9 protein-coding genes are annotated in these 18,616 nt (G+C 35.1%); 7 read left to right on the forward strand and 2 right to left on the reverse strand.

The window, feature by feature from the left end; all coding sequences use genetic code 11:
- Positions 1 to 51: 51 nt before the first annotated feature.
- Positions 52 to 4,422: a two-component regulator propeller domain-containing protein gene (locus tag ACY0M5_RS08215; RefSeq protein ID WP_461631419.1), complete on the reverse strand. Its 4,371-nt coding sequence runs from the start codon at positions 4,420 to 4,422 to the stop codon at positions 52 to 54.
- 293 nt (positions 4,423 to 4,715) lie between these two features.
- Between ACY0M5_RS08215 and ACY0M5_RS08220 the strand changes: the two genes are divergently transcribed.
- From ACY0M5_RS08220 to ACY0M5_RS08245, 6 genes are all read left to right on the forward strand, one after another.
- Positions 4,716 to 5,396: an NUDIX hydrolase gene (locus tag ACY0M5_RS08220; protein WP_124992032.1), complete on the forward strand. Its 681-nt coding sequence runs from the start codon at positions 4,716 to 4,718 to the stop codon at positions 5,394 to 5,396.
- Between the two features lie 167 nt (positions 5,397 to 5,563).
- Complete coding sequence (araA, locus tag ACY0M5_RS08225) at positions 5,564 to 7,048, forward strand: L-arabinose isomerase (protein WP_124992031.1); 1,485 nt, start codon at positions 5,564 to 5,566, stop codon at positions 7,046 to 7,048.
- A gap of 81 nt (positions 7,049 to 7,129) precedes the next feature.
- Positions 7,130 to 8,986 (forward strand): sodium:solute symporter family transporter, encoded by a 1,857-nt coding sequence (locus tag ACY0M5_RS08230; RefSeq protein WP_160463425.1) that lies wholly within the window; start codon positions 7,130 to 7,132, stop codon positions 8,984 to 8,986.
- 91 nt (positions 8,987 to 9,077) lie between these two features.
- Positions 9,078 to 9,764, forward strand: a complete 687-nt coding sequence (locus tag ACY0M5_RS08235) for an L-ribulose-5-phosphate 4-epimerase (RefSeq protein WP_156195039.1) — start codon at positions 9,078 to 9,080, stop codon at positions 9,762 to 9,764.
- A 38-nt stretch (positions 9,765 to 9,802) separates the two neighbouring features.
- Positions 9,803 to 11,515: a ribulokinase gene (locus tag ACY0M5_RS08240; protein ID WP_461631420.1), complete on the forward strand. Its 1,713-nt coding sequence runs from the start codon at positions 9,803 to 9,805 to the stop codon at positions 11,513 to 11,515.
- 180 nt (positions 11,516 to 11,695) lie between these two features.
- Positions 11,696 to 12,817 (forward strand): aldose epimerase family protein, encoded by a 1,122-nt coding sequence (locus ACY0M5_RS08245; RefSeq protein WP_461631421.1) that lies wholly within the window; start codon positions 11,696 to 11,698, stop codon positions 12,815 to 12,817.
- Positions 12,818 to 12,896: 79 nt separating this feature from the next.
- Here ACY0M5_RS08245 and ACY0M5_RS08250 read toward each other — a convergent pair whose 3' ends face one another.
- On the reverse strand, positions 12,897 to 13,955 hold the full coding sequence (locus ACY0M5_RS08250; RefSeq protein ID WP_461631422.1) for a M24 family metallopeptidase: 1,059 nt from the start codon (positions 13,953 to 13,955) through the stop codon (positions 12,897 to 12,899).
- A 271-nt stretch (positions 13,956 to 14,226) separates the two neighbouring features.
- On the opposite strand from ACY0M5_RS08250, the gene ACY0M5_RS08255 reads away from it, so the two are divergent.
- Positions 14,227 to 18,264: a hybrid sensor histidine kinase/response regulator transcription factor gene (locus ACY0M5_RS08255; protein WP_461631423.1), complete on the forward strand. Its 4,038-nt coding sequence runs from the start codon at positions 14,227 to 14,229 to the stop codon at positions 18,262 to 18,264.
- Positions 18,265 to 18,616: the final 352 nt, after the last annotated feature.

Raw genomic sequence — 18,616 nt, forward strand, 5'->3', positions numbered from 1 at the left:
GGGGTGGATGATTTCGGAAAATGAAGAAGTGTGTTTATTGGAAAATGTAGATTACTTTCTGTTTTTGAGAGAGTTATGTGTGAAGTCGGAGGGGCTCATTCCATAATGTTTGCGGAATACTCTGCTAAAATATTTAGGGTCATTGAATCCAACGGCAAATGCAATATCAGAAATTGGGAGTTTGTTTTCCTGTATCAACTCCATCGCTTTTTTTAATTTGAATGCGTTTATAAAATTGGTAATGTTTAAGTCTGTTATTGCTTTCAATTTTTTGTATAATAAACTGCTGCTTACAAACATTTCGCCGGCAAACTGATTGATTGTGAAGTCGGGATTGGTGTAGTTTTTTTCCAGTATTCGATATACTTTATTGATGAATTCTTCATCAACAGGGTTTGATGTAATGTTTTCCGCAGAAATGTTTTGCGACGAATTGAACATTCGTTTTAATTTCATTCTGCTTTCAATCAGATTTTTCATTCTAATCTGTAACAGTTGCAGATTGAAAGGTTTTGAAATGTAATCATCAGCACCGGTTTCAAGGCCTTCAACCCAGTTTTCAACCATATTCTTTGCTGTTAACAGGATAATGGGAATATGGCTTGTCTGAATCTCCTTTTTCATGCATTTACACAGCTCAATGCCACTAAGCACCGGCATCATCACATCAGAGATGACTAAATCTGGAGAATGCTTTTTAGCCATCGTAAAGCCAATGTTACCATTTTCGGCTCCCAGTATTCTATAGTCCTCTTTTAAGGTTTGCATTAGAAAGGTACGCAAATCAAAATTGTCTTCAACAATCAGTACCAATGGTTTTGATTTGTCCTGTTTTCCAGTGTTTTCATATCCTAAGTTTGATTCTGGATTAACCATGTTATGAACTAATGTATCAACACGGGCTTTTAATTTCACCTCAGCCAGAGTGTTGTTGCGGTCTAAATCTTTTTCGTTATAACGATCGGTTGTATATGGCAAATAGACTTGAAAACAACTTCCTTTTTTGATTTCACTTTGAACTTGAATTTTACCGTGTAATATTTTAATAATCTCAGAGGTTAAAGCTAAGCCAATACCAGAGTTATTCTTGTCTAATTCTCTTTCGGATTCTACATGGTAAAACCGTTCAAAAATAAATGGCAGATGTTCCTTTGCAATGCCTTTTCCGTTATCAGTAACTTCAATGTATGCATAAGGTGCAGGGAAAATATTATCAGCATCATTCTCTACAAATTTAACTTTCATTGTAATTTCACCATTTTCAGGTGTGTATTTAAAAGCATTGGATAGCAAATTGTAAAAAATATTTTCTAGTTTTTCTGCATCAAACCATGTTTCTGAATTTGTTTGCTGTGCTTCAAAATGGTACTTCATCTGCATGTGTTGAGCCAAATTTTCAAATGATTCAAAAATATCATGTAAGAACTCATTTAAATTGCCTTTACTCACAAGCAGATCCATTTTTTCGTTTTCGATTTGCCGGAAATAAATAAGTCGGTTGATCAGATGAAGCAGTCGTTTGGCATTTCGGTCAATAATTTTTAAAGTGCTGATTGTGTTTTGATCATCGTTTAATTTTTTCATTAATTGTTCCAGAGGATCAATAATTAGCGTAAGGGGAGTTCTAAATTCGTGTGAGATATTCGTGAAAAAACGCAATCGAAGTTGGTTGACCTGTTTCACTTCCTTGTTTAATTCAATCATCTTGTCGCGCTGTTGGGCAATCTTTTTATTTTGAATTTCAAGTTCAAGTTTTTGTCCGCCGATTAACAGCTGTCTGTCCGCTAATTCCTGATTTGTTTGCTGCAAATGCTCAGCCTGGTGTCTTAGTTTGTCTTTTTGTTCTTCAATTTTTTCAGTTCGTTCCAGTACCTGATTCTCTAACTTCCTTTTTTGCTCTTTTAAAAAACGTGTTCTGTATTGAATGTAGCTGATTATAATTAAAACGATTGCAATCAGGAGTGTAAATTGAAACCACATTGTTTGCCAAAAAGGTGGATGAACTTTTATTTTTAATTCCGCAATCTTGTCTGACCACATACCATCGCTGTTAGAGGCTTTAACCATGAATTTGTATTCTCCTCCCGAAAGATTTGTGTAATTGGCAAATCTTCTGCTCGATGGAACATTAACCCAATCCTTATCAACACCTTCCATTTGGTATGAATATTTTATTTTTTCAGGTAAAAAATAATCAAGAGCTGAGAATTCTATCGAGAAAACTGCGTCTTTGTAGGAGAGTTCAATTGAGTTTGTTTCAGATATGGATTTATTTAAAATTACATTGGAATGATATTCTTGTCCAATTTCAACAGGCCTGTTGAATACTGAAAATTCAGTAAAAACCGGTTTTGATGCTTCATGGTATGATTCAACATTTTCCGGCATAAAATAGTTTAATCCAGCTATTCCCCCAAAATAAAGTTTACCATTTTCATCAGCAGCTGATGCTGACCAATAAAATTGGTTACTTAAAAGTCCATCTTTTACAAAATAATTTTGAAAAGATTCAGTTTTCGGATTAAATTTTGAAAGACCATTGTCCGTGCTGATCCATAAATTGCCTTGTTTGTCCTCTTCTATGGCATAAGTTACATTATTGCACAAGCCATTTTGGTCATTATAAGTTATAAATTGAAACTTACCGTTATTATCAATAGTGTATTTACAGATTCCATTTCCGTAGGTACCAATCCATATGGTACCGTCTTTCGATTCAAACAAGGAAATGATGTAATTTCCAGGAAGAGAGAATGGGTTATCCTGCTGATTGAAAAAGGCGTCATATTTAATGCTTGTTTTTTTATCAAGTTGATTTAATTCATCTTTTGGAATGCGGAATAATCCATTACGGGTACCTATCCAAACCTGATTTTGCTGATCATTTAAAATACATCCAACTTCGAGATGTGCAGACAGTTTCATTTTCTCATCGAGATGGGTAAAGGTGTTCAGCTTGATATTAAATAAATCGAGTCCTTTTAATGTTCCAATCAGCAACTGGTCTTTATCCAATTCTGTTATTGAGGAAACGAAATTCGAACAAAGGCTGTTCGAAACTTCAGAATTGTTACGATAGGTATCAATGTTTTTGGTGATTACTGATTTTAGTCTTTTTAAACCGTCTCCCCATGTACCTAACCAAAGTTGTTTACTGCTGTTTCTATATATGGAAGTGATAAAGTTCGCGCCAATTTGTTCTTGAGGTGAATTGCTGAGATTAAAATGGTCTACATTCTCTCCATTATTAACTATTCTGTTTAAACCACCACCTGCGGTTCCTATCCAAAGAATGTTTTTTTCACTTAAAATAGAATTGATTGTATTGTGACTTATGCTTTTAGGGTTTAATGGAGTGTGAGTGATAGAATAAAAAGGTTTTTGATAAATGTTGTAAAAATTAACACCTCCTTTATCGGTACCTATCCATACATTTCCTTGTTTATCAGCTAGTAATGAATTAATGAAAGGGTTGTTTAATTTTTGATCTTCTTTGATATCATCACCTAAATGATAAAAAGAGTGCGAATTTGGATCAAAAAAGTTTAGTCCGGCCAAAGTACCAACGATAATTGTGCCTGAATTGTCTTCAACAATTTCTGTAATTGCTATGTGGTTTAAACCAGATGAATTCTGTGGCTGATGCGTGTAAAAATAGGTTTGTTTATTGTCTGGCTCATATTGATATAAGCCATTAGAGGTTCCGATCCAAACATTTTCTTTTGTATCAACAAAAATGCAATTTACAACTAGGTTTGCTACAGATTTAATTAGTTTGTTTAATGTGGTATCGTTTTGGAAATTTATCTTGTCAACAATTACCAAACCGTTCTCGGTTCCAATTAAAATATTTTCTTTATGAATTAAAATGTGACTGATGTGTTGGTTTGGCAAAACAATTTCAGTAATCTTCTTAGCTGAATATGAGTCTGTTTTATCTTCCTCAATAAGCCAAACTCCATCATCTTCTGTCGCTATCCAGATCTTATTTTGTTTATCAATTGATATATGAGGTATGGAGTGTCCGTTTAGATTCGACTTTATGTTTTCAGGCAACGAAAAGCGATTCTCATTAAAAAGGAATCTACTTAATCCATTTTTTGTTCCAATCCAGATATTTCCTTTGCTGTCTTCACTCATCGATTGAATAAAGTTGTCAGGAATACCGCTAAGATCCTTGGTTTTGTTATAGGTAGTAAAAGTGTAACCATCGTAACGGCAAAGTCCGTTCCATGTTCCAAACCACATAAATCCCCGGCTGTCTTGTAAGATACAATCTACTGTGTTTTGCGCTAACCCGTTGTTGTTATTTAGGTAATGGAAACGAATATGCGAAATTGGCGATTTTTGAGTTTCTCCAATAAGTGTATTGCTGCAAAAACAAAGAAGGATAAAGAAACTGAAAAAAATACATCGCCGCATGATATTCTGTATTTTTATAATTTTAAATTAAGAGTGTATCGAACTATCAAAATGTGGTATTTGTACAAGTATACTTACATTCTTTGAATGCGCAAAACCAATAATTCGTAATTTGTATCATTTATTGTTGACTCCGATAGGAATAAATTAACCTTAAAATAAATTAATGCTTGTTATTGCATAAGAGTTTAATATTATTTTTTTTGTAAATTTCGTCGGAAATTTATTTTTTTTTCACAAGAAAATAATAAAAGTCAAAAATACTTTATATATTTGAGGAGAAAATTAATATTATGAATCCACAATATAAACATCCTAAATATCATGTTGCTGTCGATTGTGTAATCTTTGGTTATCATGAAGGGGAACTGAAATTATTACTTTATCCAAGAGGATTTGAGCCTGCGATGGGAAGATGGTCTTTGTTAGGAGGATTTGTTCAGGAAAATGAGTCGGCTGATATGGCTGCCCGCAGAGTGCTTAAGAAAACAACAGGACTGAGTGATATTTACTTAGAGCAAGTGCAATCGTTCTCAGATCCGTCAAGAGATGAGGCTACGCGTGTTATTTCTTTAGCATACTATGCATTAATTCGAATTGATAAGTACGATACGGATTTGGTTCGCGAAAATGGAGCGCATTGGTGGCCAATAAGTAAGCTTCCTACTATGATTTTTGATCATGAAAATATGGTTCACGAAGCGTTGGACAGACTTCAGAAAAAAGCAAGTTTTGATTTAATAGGAGAGGAATTGCTTTCAGAGATGTTTACACTCTTGCAATTACGAAATTTATATCAGGCAATTTTTCAGAGGGAGTTTGATCCTGGAAATTTTAGGAAGAAGGTGCTTTCACTAGGACGTCTGGAAAAGTTGAATATTAAAAATACTACAGAATCCAAGAAAGGGGCATTTTATTATCGGGCGATTAAAGGAGATATTGAAAAGACATTTGATAGAGTTGTTAAATTTTAAAGCTTGATAATTTAAACTAAAGAAGCAATTTTTTGCTTTTTTTTACTTAGTATAAAAGTAGAAAGTACTGATAAAATACTTATTTGAATCTGCTGGTAAGTCTTATTGTTGTTAATGTGAAGATTAATTGTATTTAATAAAAAAGTATAAAATACTATAAGAATAAAATGAAAGAGCTAAAAGAAAAAGAGATTTGGTTTGTAACCGGAAGTCAACACTTGTATGGTCCCGAGACACTAAAACAAGTAAAAGATAATTCAGAAGAAATTGCTGAAGGGCTTAATGCATCAGACGCAATTCCTGTAAAAATTGTTTTTAAATCGGTATTAACAACTCCTGACGAAATTTATAATTGTTGTCTTGAGGCAAATACAGACAACAACTGTATTGGATTGATTACATGGATGCATACTTTTTCGCCATCTAAAATGTGGATTCAAGGTTTAAGTATATTGAGCAAGCCATTTGCACATTTACATACTCAGTACAACAGAGATATTCCCTGGAGTGAGATTGATATGGATTTCATGAATTTGAATCAATCAGCACATGGTGGCCGTGAGTTTGGATTTATCTGCACACGATTGCGATTAAATCGTAAGGTGATTGTAGGTCATTGGAAAGATGAAAAAGTTCGCAAAACCTTAGGAAGCTGGACAAGATCTGCTGTTGGATATAATGAATCTAAAAATTTAAAAATTTGTCGTTTTGGCGATAATATGCGTCATGTTGCCGTAACAGAAGGCGATAAGGTTGAAGCTCAGAAAATATTGGGCTGGCAAGTAAATTATCACGGAGTTGGTGATCTTGTTGTTAGTATGGATTCGATAACAGAGCAAGAAATTGATTCTTTAATGGATGTTTATGCTGCCGAATACAAATTAGAAGATAAAACAAATTCAAACATTCGTTATCAGGCTAAGATTGAATTGGGGATGAAGAAATTCCTGGATGCAAATGGATATAAGGCTTTCACGACCAATTTTGAAGACTTGCATGGTTTGAAACAACTTCCGGGATTGGCTTCTCAACGATTAATGGAACAAGGTTACGGCTTTGGAGCAGAAGGTGACTGGAAACAATCTGCTTTGGTACGAATCATGAAAGTAATGTCGGCTGGTATGAAAGGCGGATGTTCTTTTATGGAAGATTATACTTACCATCTTGATCCCGCTTGTCCTTCAGTGTTAAGTGCACACATGCTTGAGATTTGTCCTTCAATTGCTAAAGAAACTCCAAGTATCGAAGTTCATCCATTGGGAATTGGAGGAAAAGATGCTCCTGCCCGTTTTGTATTCGATGTGCCTGAAGGGGAAGGAATAAATGCAACTCTTGTTGATATGGGAGGACGTATGCGAATGATTGTTAATCCTGTGACAGTTATTACACCTAAAGCATTACCAAAACTTCCTGTTGCCCGTGCCCTATGGGTTCCACAACCAAATCTGGAAATTGGTGCTGCGGCATGGATTCTTGCCGGTGGTGCTCATCACACTAGTTTTAGCATGGCATTAAACAAAGAATGTCTTGAAGACTTTGCTGAAATGGTTGGTGTTGAATTCGTAACGATTGAAAATTCAACTACAATTTCAGATTTTAAAAAAGAGCTGAAATGGAATGATTTATATTACCATTTAGCGAAGGGATTGTAGCGAATATTAAATATCATTTAAACAATACTAATTCAAAATACTCTCGGCTTTTTGCTGAGAGTATTAATAAAACTAATCACTATGAATGCAGGTTTTACGGCCATTGATTATGCTGTTTTTATTGCTTATGCAATATTAATTGTAAGTCTAGGTTTATGGATTTCCCGAGGAAAAAAAGGTGTAGAGGAAAGTTCAAAAGATTATTTTTTAGCTGGAGGTACACTTTCCTGGTGGGCTATTGGAGCATCTTTAATTGCAGCAAATATTTCTGCTGAACAATTTATTGGTATGTCTGGTTCTGGCTTTGTTGTTGGTTTGGGAATTGCAGCTTATGAGTGGATTGCTGCGATTACTCTTATTTTGGTTGCAAAGTTTCTATTGCCGCAAATGATTGATAAGAAAATTTACACAATGCCTCAGTTTGCCAAAGAAAGATATGGCAGCGGAGTCAGTTTCTTTTTCTCATTTTTCTGGTTATTGGTTTATGTTTTTGTAAATCTTACTTCTGTTGCTTGGTTAGGAGCTATTGCAATGGATCAAATTCTTGGATTCCCAATGGAATATGGAGTACCGGCTTTACTTCTTTTTGCAGGTATATATTCTGTTTATGGTGGTCTTAAAGCTGTTGCCTGGACTGACGTTGTACAGGTTGTCTTCCTTGTTGGAGGTGGATTAATAACTGCATGGTTTGCTTTGGATGCAGTAGCAGGTGACGGTTCTGCAATAGATGGTTTTTTGCTGGTTCTTAGTAAAGTTAGAGAAGTTCCCGGAGATGTTCATTTCAATATGATTATTGATGAAAATATAGATGCGACAGTCTTCAAAGATTTACCTGGTCTTGCTGTTATTTTTGGAGCGATGTGGCTTACTAATATTGGGTACTGGGGTTTTAATCAGTACATTATTCAAAAAGGATTAGCGGCTAAAAATTTGAAAGAAGCAAAAAGAGGACTTCTTTTTGCAGGATATTTAAAAATTCTAATTCCGATTATTGTTATCGTACCAGGTATTACTGCTTACGTAATGTTTAATCATCCTGATTTAAGAGGTGCTATTGATGGATTATCAGGTGCTATTGACAGACCGGATCAGGCGTATCCTTGGTTGCTTCGTAATTTTGCACCTGAAGGGATTCGAGGTTTAGGGTTTGCAGCACTTGCCGCAGCAGTTGTATCGTCTTTAGCTTCGATGCTGAATTCAACAGCAACAATTTTCACTCTTGATATTTATAAAGAGCATATTAATAAAAATGCATCCGAAAGGAAATTGGTATTGGTGGGGCGTCTTACTGCCGTTTTTGCCTTAATAATCGCTATCATTTCTGCGAAACCATTGTTGGGAGGATTGGATCAGGCATTTCAGTACATTCAGGAATACACCGGATTTATTTATCCTGGGGTAGTTGTTGTATTTGGAATGGGAATTCTTTGGAAACGAGCAACCAACAGAGCAGCTCTTTGGACTACTATTGCGACTTTACCAATGGGGATTTTTATGAAAATGTTATTGCCGGAATTGCCATTCATTATTCGCATGGGATATGTTTGTATGGCTTTAATTTCTTTGGCAGTAATTCTGGTTCTTACTGATAGTCATAAAATAGAAGCTGAAAAAATTTCAGAAAAAAATCGTGAAAAATTGCTTTTGGGTGGTAAACTATTTACTGGATTAACAATTATTACTTTAGTTGCAGGTATTGTTTGGGGTACTGATTTGTTTGGTGTTAGTTTAGCTCATCTAGGTTTTCATTCAATATTCATGATGACATTTATGATGGCTTTTTTAGCCGTAATCATGTTTACGAATGCAAATTCCAAGAAACAGGATGGTAAGGCGTACTCTTTCGATCCTGAACTTTTCCAGACAGATAAAACATTCTTTATTAGTGCAATGGGTATTGTTGTGATTATTGTTGCATTATATGCTTATTTCTGGTAAAATAATATAATAGGTGTGAATTAAATTGCCTGGTAGTTGAGTTAAATATGGTAAGGTTAAAAACTATCAGGCAATTTTTAAAATTCGAATAATGGACTTAAATAAGTTAAAAGAAGAGGTTTTTAAAGCCAATCTTGAATTGGTGCAATATGGATTGGTACTTTTTACATGGGGAAATGTAAGCGCTATTGACCGGGAAAATGGTTTGGTTGTAATAAAACCAAGTGGTGTTTCCTATTCCGAAATGAAGAGTGAAGACATGGTTGTGGTTGATTTGGACGGGAATGTTGTAGAAGGCAAATTACGTCCTTCGTCAGATACGCCTACTCATCTTGAGCTGTATAAAAGTTTTAAAGAGATAGGCGGAATTGTTCATACTCATTCAACTTATGCAACCGGATGGTCACAAGCAGGAATTGGGATTCCAATACTAGGAACTACACATGCTGATTATTTTAACGGACAGATTCCTTGTACACGTGATATGAATGAAGCTGAGGTAAAGGGAGCTTATGAAAAAGAAACAGGCACCGTAATAATTGAAGCATTTAAAGAATTGAATCCGATGCATGTTCCTGGTGTGATTGTTAAAAATCATGGTCCGTTTACCTGGGGGAAAAATGCAAATGATGCTGTTCACAATAGTGTTGTTTTAGAGGAGCTGGCCAAAATGGCTTTCATTGCAAAAACCATTCAGCCAAATGCCTCAATGAATTCTCTTCTGACTGATAAGCATTTTAGTCGCAAACATGGTAAAGATTCATATTACGGTCAGTAGGTAAAACTGCTTTGATTTAATGATTAAAAATACAGTTTATGAGTGCAAAGAAATATGTAATAGGTCTTGATTATGGTTCAGATTCAGGAAGGGCTGTTGTTGTAGATGTTGCAACCGGAGAAGAAATTGCATCGTCGGTTATGAATTATCCCCGATGGATGGAAGGTAAGTATTGTGATCCTGTAAAGAATCAATATCGCCAGCATCCATTGGATTATATAGAAGTTATGGAGTATCTGATTAAAGATGCTCTGGAAAAATCGCCAAAAGGGGTTGCCGGAAGTCTGGTGGGGCTTTCATTTGATACTACAGGAAGTACTCCTGTGTTGACGGATGAGAATGGCACTCCTTTGGCTTTATTGCCTGAATATGCAGAAAATCCGAATGCAATGTTTGTATTGTGGAAGGATCATACTGCTGTTAAGGAAGCTGCCGAAATTAACGAATTGGTGAAAAAATGGGATATTGATTATTCTCAATATGAAGGTGGAATATATTCTTCGGAATGGGTGTGGGCAAAAATGCTGCACGTATTGCGTGATGATGAATCCATACGGGATAAAGCAGTTTCCTGGATAGAACATTGCGATTGGATGTCGGCGGTATTAACAGGAAAACAGAAGCCAACAGAAGTGGTGCGCAGCCGATGTTCTGCGGGTCATAAAGCGATGTGGCATGAGTCATGGAATGGATTGCCTTCAGAGGAATTTTTGACCAGTCTCGATCCTTTATTAAAAGGTTACCGCGATCAGTTATATGAAGAAACTTATACGAGTGATGTTTCGGTAGGGAAAATTTCTCCTGAATGGGCTGAACGTTTGGGAATAAGCTCTGATGTAGCTGTTGGAGTTGGAGCATTTGATTGTCATATGGGTGCTGTTGGGGGTGAGGTAACTCCAAACGTATTGGCACGGGCAATAGGAACTTCAACCTGCGATATCATGATCGCTTCTTACGATCAGATTGGTGATAAATTAATTCCTGGTATTTGCGGACAAGTAGATGGTTCGGTAATTCCCGGTTATGTTGGGTTGGAAGCAGGACAATCAGCTTTTGGTGATTTGTATGCATGGTTTAAAAATGTTGTTGCCTGGCCAATCGAAAATATCCTTTCAAAAACGACTTTGATTGATGAGGAAACCCGTGAAAAATTGATTGAGGAAGCTATCTCGAAGATTATTCCGGAGTTAAGTAAAGAAGCTGAAAAAATTTCAATTGAAGAATCTACAATTGTGGCAGTTGATTGGATGAACGGACGACGCACTCCAGATGCAAGTCAGGAGGTAACAGGTTCTATTGCTGGTTTAACTTTGGGTTCTTCGGCACCTCGTATTTTTAGAGCATTGGTGGAAGCAACTGCTTTTGGGTCAAAAGCTATTGTCGATCGATTTGTTCGTGAAGGTGTTGAGATTAAAGGAATTATTGGTTTAGGTGGAGTAGCCAAGAAGTCACCTTTTGTGATGCAGACTTTAGCAGATGTATTGAATATGCCGATAAAAATTGCGCGTACCGAGCAGACATGTGCTTGCGGTGCAGCAATGTTTGCTGCTGTTGCTGCCGGAGTATACAAAACAGTAGGAGAAGCTCAAAAAGCAATGGGGCAAGGTTTTGATATGGAATACATACCTAATCCGGATCACGCTAAAAAGTATCTGGAGATTTACGAAAAGTATGTAAAATTAGGAACTTTCACCGAGCAGGAATTGTTTGGAAAAGATAAAATAGTTGAAACAATAGGACAAATTAGTTAGATTAGTTAGCGGGAAACCGAGGGGGGAAATGTTAAGTTCCATTCTCTCGGTTTTTTTTGTAACATTTCGGAGTTTATGCAAGCTTCATTTAAAAATTAGTGGTGAATTTAGAATCGATTAATATTGATCTTTTCAGGATTTATGCAATGAGAAGAAATTGATAACAATAAACTAAATATTATGAAACTATTAAATGTGTTATGTGTTGTAATTATTCCTGTTATGATGAGTTGTCAGAAGCCGCAAAAAAAGGAATTGATTTCTGAAACAGATTTTTCTTGTGATTATAATGGAAAAAAGGTTGAACTTTTTACTTTAACTAATAAGAATGGTCTGGTTTGTCAGTTAACAAATTTTGGAGCAAGAGTTGTTAGTTTATGGGTGCCGGATAAAAACGGAAATTTTGCTGATGTTGCTGTTGGATATGGAACAGGAAAGGATTTTATAGATAAAAAAGAATATTTTTTTGGGGGAACAATAGGTCGTTATGGAAACCGAATTGGTCAGGCTAAATTCTCTCTGGATGGAATAGAATATCAGCTTGAAGCAAACAATGGAGAGAATCATTTGCATGGTGGATCAAATGGTTTTTACCGACAAATTTGGGATGTGAATCAAATTGATAAGCAAACTTTGGAGTTTAGCCTGCATTCAGCTGATATGGACGGAGGATACCCTGGTAATGTTGATGTAAAAGTAAAATATCAGTTCACAGATGATAACGAATTAAAAATCGAATACTTTGGAACAACAGATAAGCTTACGGTTCTAAATCTTACCAATCATACTTATTTTAATCTTAAAGGAGCAGGAGCAGGAACAATTAACGATCATCAGTTAATGATCAATGCTGATTCTTTCACTCCTGTGGATGCCGGTTTAATTCCAACAGGTGAAATTTTACCTGTAAAAGGGACAGCATTCGATTTTAACAATTTAACTGCTATTGGTGAACGGGTTGATAATGATGAAACGCAGTTAACCTATGGTAAAGGTTACGACCACAATTGGGTGTTGAATAAATCAGATGAAAAGCTGACTTTAGCGGCAAAAGTTGTTGAGCCGTTATCGGGAAGAATTCTTGAAGTTTATACCATTGAACCTGGAATTCAGTTTTACGGTGGTAATTTTTTAGATGGAGTTGTTGGTAAAGGGAATAAGAAATATGATTTCCGAACTGCATTTTGTTTGGAAACACAACATTTCCCAGACAGCCCAAATCAGGCAAACTTTCCTGATGTGACAGTTAAGCCTGGCGAAGAGTATTATTCAATTTGTATCTATAAATTTTCAAGTAAATAGTTTTTAGTTAGTATAGTGAAAATAGGCTGAATCTGTTACTGATTCAGCCTATTTTGTATACTTGTAAAAGTGAATTAGTTTACAATTCAATTAAATTTCGTTCGAATAAATTGAGAGGTTCGCATCCATCCTTTGTTACCAATAGAGAGTCTTCGATACGCAAGCCACCCCATTCGGGGATATAGATTCCAGGTTCCATTGTGATCACCATGCCCGATTGAAATGTAAATGATGCATCGTCTCTGATAAAAGGGGGTTCATGTATGTCTAATCCAACTCCATGACCAATTCCCGGATAATAATATTCTAAATATTTAGAAGGTATTTGTTTTCGGACCATCTCAGCAATTTCTTTTCCCTCAACGCCGTCTTTTATTGAATTGATGGCTAGTTTGCCGGCATTATTTATACAATCGTAAATTTCTCTTTGCTGATCGTTTGCTTGTCCCAGAACAAAACTTCGGCTTATATCTGCATGATAGCCATTGTATAAAGCACCAAAATCGAACAGGATTAAATCACCATTTCCGACACGTTTTTTACCTGGTTTCCCATGTAACAGGGAAGTTCTTTTTCCTGACAAAACCATTGTTTCAAAAGAAAGATTATCTGCGCCGCACTTTTTAAGGTTGTATTCAAGTTCAGCAACGATATCAATTTCCATAACTCCTTCTTTTATTGAAGAGAGTGTGTTTTCAAGTGCCTTATCGGAAATTTGGCTGGCTTTTCTCAGATTTTCAATTTCATCTTTGGATTTTATAATGCGAATCTGTTCTACTAAATTTTGAGTAGGAACTTTTTCACCATTAATTTCAGAATATTCCTGAAATGTGATATGATTACTTTCAAACCCAATTCTTTGAATGAGTAAGGATTTAATGAGAAAATCATAAGTCAAAGAATTGTATCTCTTGTCGTTAATCCATTCAAATACAGTTATATCCTTATGGCATTCATTTTTAGCCTGTTCAGTATATCTGGGGTCAGTTATCAGATAACAAGATTGTTTTCCTATGAGCAAGCGTGATGAATCTCCTGTGAAACCCGATAAATAGGTAACATTTGATTCGGAGGTAACCAGTAAAGCATCAATATCCTGTTCTTCTAATAGCTGAAGTGTTTTTTGTATTCTTTCCATGTTTATATTTTCAAATGAGCTTGATGTAGATTCTATGTAAAGTAAATAAAAATTCAAATTCACAACTACAACAAATGTGTACCAAACTTATATAGGTGTTTTATTTCCCGCTGTAGAAAGAATATATCTATATTAGAAACAGTGGGTAAAAGATTTAGGAAAATTACTATGTTTTAAAACGTATTTAGTACCTTTAAATTCTGATTTAAAGTCTTGTGTTTAAGTAGTTATGTGGGGTGTTAGGGCTTTTATTAAAATAATATTTATTTGTATGAATAGAATGATTTTAATTGTTTTTGCTTTCGTTTGCTCAACTTTGGGAAATTTAGCTCAAGCGGATAATGATTTCTTAAAATTTGTTCATTATACAAATGTGGATGGATTGCCATCATCATATGTGAAGAGTATAACACAAGATCAGGATGGTTTTATCTGGGCGGCAACAAGAAGTTCTGTATGTCGGTTTGATGGAAATAAATTTGAGAATTTTCAATGTGTTGATAATGGTAAGTGTTCAGATATACAGAGTGATAAGATCTTTATGTTGTGCGATACAATTTTAGTATGCAGAACAATTAAAGGAAAGTACTATCAATTTGATTTTAACAATGAATATTTTAAGCCCTATGAACCATTAAATGAAATAAAGGGACTGGAGATTATTGTTCCAACTGAAGGAGGTGCATGGTTATGTGTTCAGCAGCAATTAAAATATTTTGACGGTGAAAGAGGTCAATGTATAAATCTGGAAGATAAAATTAAATTTGCGGTCTTACCTAAGGATACGAAAATTGTTGATGTTAGGGAAAAAAACAATAAAATTGTTGCTTTAACAGAGAATTCGATCATATATGTTATTGATCGGAATAAGAAATTTGTGAAGGGGATAGACTTGCCCCGTGAGTTGCGGGAGGATTCATTTTTAGCTTTTTTTTTAGAGGATAATTGTAATATTTGGGTAGGAACTTCAAATGCTGGAATTTGCAGAATTAATGCTGAAAATGGGCAGTACATTCATTTTTCAGAAGAGCAAAAAGGTCCGCGTCATATATTACACAATATGGTTCATTGTTTGGCTGAAGATTCGATTGGAAGGGTTTGGATGGGGACCGAAAACGGATTGTGCGTATGGTCACCAGTCACAGAGAAATTCACCTATCAGCAATTTGATTTGACCAATCCTGATGGAATCAATACCAATCCGATATACAATGCGTTTAAGGACAGATGTGGAAATATTTGGTTTGGATCCTATTTTGGGGGGATAAATTTATGGTGTTCTAATTCAAGGTTTTTTAAGAAATGGAAGGCCGGAACCGGTAAAAGAGATTTATCAGGTAATGTAGTTAGTTGTTTGGTTGAAGATCAGAAAGGAGATTTATGGATTGGCCTTGAAGATATGGGGCTGAATAAAATGAATATTTCAACTGGAGAGATAACGGAATTCCAAAGTTGTGCAGAAGGAAATGGCTTGAATTTTAATAATCTGCATTGTCTGATTTTTGAATCCCCCGAAAGATTATGGATTGGAACCTATACCCATGGGATTAATATTTTAAATACCAAAACAGGTCGGTTTGAATACATAACAACAAAAAATCACCCATTATTACCCTCCGATAATATTTATCATTTTTTGAAAAAGGGAAATCTGATCTACATCTTAACTAGTAATGGTGCTGCAGTTTATAATACAATAAGCAAGTCGATATCTCCTTTTTTTAAAGACATACTTAAAGGGGTACAAATCGAATATATGTGTGATGCCGGTGAATACATCTGGCTTTCATCATTTACGGGTGTGTATCGTTACAAGGTGCAGGATCAAACGCTGTCAAAGTTTGATAAGATTCCTTTTCTGAAAGGAATAAATTTTGTGAAAATAGATTCAAAAAAAAGGGTTTGGATTGGCGACTCTTATGAGGCACTTTGCTATTACGATGAAGTGAATGATACTGTGGTTCGATTCAATAAAGATAACGGGTTTCCTGTTTCGTGGATTTTTAGTTTGGAAGAAGAAGAAAATGGTGATTTTTGGGCCAGTAGTGATAAGGGCTTGGTTAAATTTAATCCTGAAACAAAGAAATATATTTTATTTGATCTTGATTCAGGCATCCCTTTTGAACAATTCAATTACAGAGCTTCGTATAAGGATACTCGAGGGAATATATATTTTGGTGGAAATAATGGGATGGTTTCATTTAATGAATCGGGAGAAGAAGTTAAATCTAAACCTCTGGATGTAGTGTTTACCGAAATGCAGCTATTCAATAAGGTTGTAGTTCCTGGTGTTAATTCACCACTTAAAAAATCACTGAACAGATCATCTGAAATCAACTTAAAATATAAAGAAAATGTTTTTACGATAGGTTATACTGCACTAAACTATGAAAATCAAGGTAAGTGTCAGTATGCTTATTACCTTGAGAATTTCGATAAATCATGGAATTACGTTGGAAATAGGGGGTTTGCTACCTATACCAATCTTAGTCCGGGAAATTATACTCTTCATGTTAAGGCTTCTACCGATAAATCGGAATGGAGCGATCATCAACGATCCATCAATATCCATGTTAAACCGCCATTTTATTTGTCCATATGGGGTTATTTAATTTATTTTTTTATTGTTTGTCTCATATTTACCGGTATTTATCTTGTTGGTTCGCGAATTCAAAAATCTAAGGCTATTGCTAATTTGGAAAGACGCGAGAAAGAATATGCCGTAGAGTTGAATCAGGCAAAACTTGAATTTTTCACTAATATTTCGCATGAATTCAGAACTCCTTTATCACTAATTATTGGTCCTCTTTCAAACATGATTGAAAATGAGAATGTCAGTTTTTCGGTCAAACAGAAATTTATAGGAATTGAAAAAAATGTAAAAAGATTATTGCGGCTTGTAAATGAACTGCTTGATTTTAGAAAGGTAGAGCGGGGAAAAGAAACATTGCAGGTTAGCAAAAACAGTATTAATACTCTTTTACAAGACTTGAAGGAATCATTTTCGACTACAGCTGAAATGAAAGGTGTTGATCTTATCCTTGAGACAGAAGGTTCTGATTCTGAAGTGTGGTTTGATTATTCTAAAATGGAAAAGGTGCTTGTTAATTTATTATCCAATGCTTTCAACTTTACAGACAAGGGCGATTCAATCAGACTGACTGGAAAAGTGCAAAACGAAATTTGTTTAGATAAAGAATTGAAACAGACTCTTGTGTTGTCGGTGTTAGATACTGGACATGGGATAGAATCCGATAAGCTTGATAAAATTTTTGACAGGTATTTTCAAGCCGAAGATAAGGTCAAAGTTTATTCAGGATCGGGAATTGGATTGGCATTTGTAAAGGGATTGGTTACTCTTCATAAAGGAAGTATTGTTGTGGAAAGTAAACTTCAGGAGGGAACTAAATTTACGATTTCACTACCAGTATCTGAATCGGATTACTCTGATGATGAATTGACAGACTGTTGCGGCAGGAGAAGTATTCTAGAGGATATTGAAATGGAAAAAGATCATAAAAGCTATGTTTTGGCAGATAAATCGGAACAAATAAAAAATTCGCCGTCCATTTTGGTCATTGATGATAATCTGGAATTACTTGAATTTATTCGTGAAAGCCTTCAGGAGGAGTATAATGTAACAACGGCTTCAAGTGGTGAAGAGGGGCTGGCTCGAATTGCTGAATGTACTCCGGAACTTATTATTAGTGATGTTATGATGCCTGGGATTGACGGTTTGGAGCTAACGAAAAGGATAAAAACAAATATTGAAACATCGCATATTCCAGTAATTTTATTAACGGCAAAAGGAGGAATCAATAATAAATACATAGGCTTAAAAACAGGTGCTGATTTATTTATTGAGAAGCCTTTTTACCCGCATATATTAAGTCAGAATATTTGTAATATCCTAACTACCAGGAGGAATGTTATTGAACGATTTAAGAAAGATGCCTTTATTGCACCTGCTGATATAACGCATTCTGATTCTGACCGTGAGTTTGTAGAGAGTCTCACTTCTCTGATCATTGAAAATTTAGATCAATCATCAATGGATGTTTCTTTTATCACAAAGGAAATGGGTATTAGCAGATCTCTTTTGCATATTAAATTGAAAAGAATAACGGATTGTTCGGCAACTGAATTTGTTCGTACTGTTCGGTTAAGAGAGGCTGTGAAATTAATTTCTGATGGGAAATGTAATATCTCCGAGGCAGCTTATCGAACAGGATTTTCCAATCCTGCCTATTTTAGCCGAAGATTTAAAGAATTTTTCGGGAAATCTCCTCGGGATTATTTTGAGATATAGTTTTTGTATTTATTGAATAATTCAAAGTTGAGATATCTAAACTGCTATAGGCAATTGTAGTTGGAAGAGTCGAAATTAGATTTTTTTTTACCCTAAAAAAATAAATGTTTTAGGTATTTCTTTTACTAAACATCTTGAGGGTGTTTAAGTCTTATATTTGGCGGTAAGTAGCATTAAAATAGCTACTTACCGCCATTTGTTTTGTTGAATGTTTCAGTTTGTGTAACTCATTAATCAATTCAGAAGACATATGTGTTATTCTTATAGACAATGGTGAAAGCGAAATGGAGTAATGTTTTACAGATTTGGTGCTATTAATAATCTAATCCATTTGAAAAGTTAATTTAATTAA

This window comes from Labilibaculum euxinicum, from assembly GCF_963678175.1.
Lineage (GTDB): Bacteria > Bacteroidota > Bacteroidia > Bacteroidales > Marinifilaceae > Labilibaculum > Labilibaculum euxinus.

Bases quoted from the DNA above. Each gene is read 5' to 3' on its own strand.
- ACY0M5_RS08215 (WP_461631419.1), bottom strand. From the start codon at position 4,422: ATGCGGCGATGTATTTTTTTCAGTTTCTTTATCCTTCTTTGTTTTTGC.
- ACY0M5_RS08220 (WP_124992032.1), top strand. From the start codon at position 4,716: ATGAATCCACAATATAAACATCCTAAATATCATGTTGCTGTCGATTGT.
- araA (WP_124992031.1), top strand. From the start codon at position 5,564: ATGAAAGAGCTAAAAGAAAAAGAGATTTGGTTTGTAACCGGAAGTCAA.
- ACY0M5_RS08230 (WP_160463425.1), top strand. From the start codon at position 7,130: ATGAATGCAGGTTTTACGGCCATTGATTATGCTGTTTTTATTGCTTAT.
- ACY0M5_RS08235 (WP_156195039.1), top strand. From the start codon at position 9,078: ATGGACTTAAATAAGTTAAAAGAAGAGGTTTTTAAAGCCAATCTTGAA.
- ACY0M5_RS08240 (WP_461631420.1), top strand. From the start codon at position 9,803: ATGAGTGCAAAGAAATATGTAATAGGTCTTGATTATGGTTCAGATTCA.
- ACY0M5_RS08245 (WP_461631421.1), top strand. From the start codon at position 11,696: ATGAAACTATTAAATGTGTTATGTGTTGTAATTATTCCTGTTATGATG.
- ACY0M5_RS08250 (WP_461631422.1), bottom strand. From the start codon at position 13,955: ATGGAAAGAATACAAAAAACACTTCAGCTATTAGAAGAACAGGATATT.
- ACY0M5_RS08255 (WP_461631423.1), top strand. From the start codon at position 14,227: ATGAATAGAATGATTTTAATTGTTTTTGCTTTCGTTTGCTCAACTTTG.